Below are 1376 nucleotides of genomic sequence, written 5' to 3'. Positions count from 1 at the left end.
CTGTAGGTGAGTTGGTGATACTCCATGCTGCAACCCTTCCTGCCCGAAGAGAAGCGGCTAGTCTCCAACTCACCGCCCCCCTTCGCAAAGGTGTTGCACTTCGCCTGGCAATCCGCCCCTCACAAGATGCGCCTCTCACCTTCGCAGTTCATCTGGCCAGTACTACTGCTGCTTGGCGTCACGCTTGGTCCACTCTTGTTCACGGTCTGGCAAGGCTACGTCACTGCTCCCCTGGAGATTTCGGCGGTACAAGCCATTGCCCCCACGAACAAGCTTCAAACCGCACTGATTCTGATCGCAGCAAACATTGTTGGAACACTAGTGTTCTCTGCTGCAATGGGCATACTAGTAGGCTACGTCGCAACGACTCGCCCCTGCTCGGATTCTTGTTCGGCGTCGCGGTGTCGGTGAGTGTCATTGCCCAAACTCACAGCTCTCTGAGCAATCTACAGGGAGTCATTGCTGCAGTTGCCATCGCGGAGTACGTCGCGCTAATCCTCGGCTGCGCAGCCTTCGCTCGCGCGCGCTACCGGGTCAAGAACAGCCGTGAGGCCTAACCCTTCGGTCAACGCGACGCCCACCAGCTACGCGCCAGGGCCGCGAGGCAGCCAAGGCATATCATCTGCCTCGCGGCCCTGGCGCTCCGCTGGCGGTCGCGCGTTACCTCAAACGTTAGGCCGCATGCACGACGCATCGTGACGACTGTCGAAGTCACAGATTACTCGGCGAACTACGCCGATCCACTTGTTCGCATGTGGCGAGCGAGTTTCGAACATGGGGTAGGAATCACCGACCCACACCCGCTCGAGGAACAACTCGCCTACTTCCGAGACGAGGTCTTGCCTCATCACCGAGTGCAACTTGCGTGGCAGGGAACCACGCTCGTCGGATTCGTTGCCTCTAACAGCCAGTCCGTCGCACAACTCCACGTGAAGGTAGGGCTTCACAGACAAGGGATCGGTTCACACCTCCTGCGCTTGGCAAAGTCGGCTTCCAACGGCAGCTTGTGGCTCTTCACCTTTCAACAGAACACCGTCGCCAGGTTGTTCTACGAGCACCACGGGTTCCGCGCAGTGAAGTTCGGCTTCGAGCCAACTTGGCAACTCGCAGACGTCAAGTACGAGTGGCACGCGGGTGAAAATGCGGCCTAACCCTTCGGTCAACGCGACGCCCTCCAGCTACGCGCCAGGGCCGCGAGGCCGCCCAGCACTATCATCGGCCTCGCGGCCCTGGCGCTCCGCTGGCGGTCGCGCGTTACCTCAAACGTTAGGCATCAGGTGGAGCGGCCGTGCCACTGCAACGCATGTTCAGCGGCGCTATCGCGCCGAGCATCTGAACAGCCACCAGTTCTCTGAGCGCCATGCCAACTCAGGCCG

At 60.3% G+C, this 1376-nt stretch carries 1 protein-coding gene; it reads left to right on the top strand.

All coding sequences use genetic code 11. From position 1 onward, the window contains the following. Positions 1 to 695: 695 nt before the first annotated feature. A complete protein-coding gene (locus P1K89_RS33270; protein ID WP_284620828.1) occupies positions 696 to 1151 on the top strand; it encodes a GNAT family N-acetyltransferase in 456 nt (151 codons plus the stop codon). Positions 1152 to 1376: the final 225 nt, after the last annotated feature.

The organism is Aquabacterium humicola (assembly GCF_030167915.1).
GTDB classification, from domain to species: domain Bacteria; phylum Pseudomonadota; class Gammaproteobacteria; order Burkholderiales; family Burkholderiaceae_C; genus Pseudaquabacterium; species Pseudaquabacterium humicola.
This window is presented reverse-complemented; position numbering and strand designations above follow the sequence as displayed.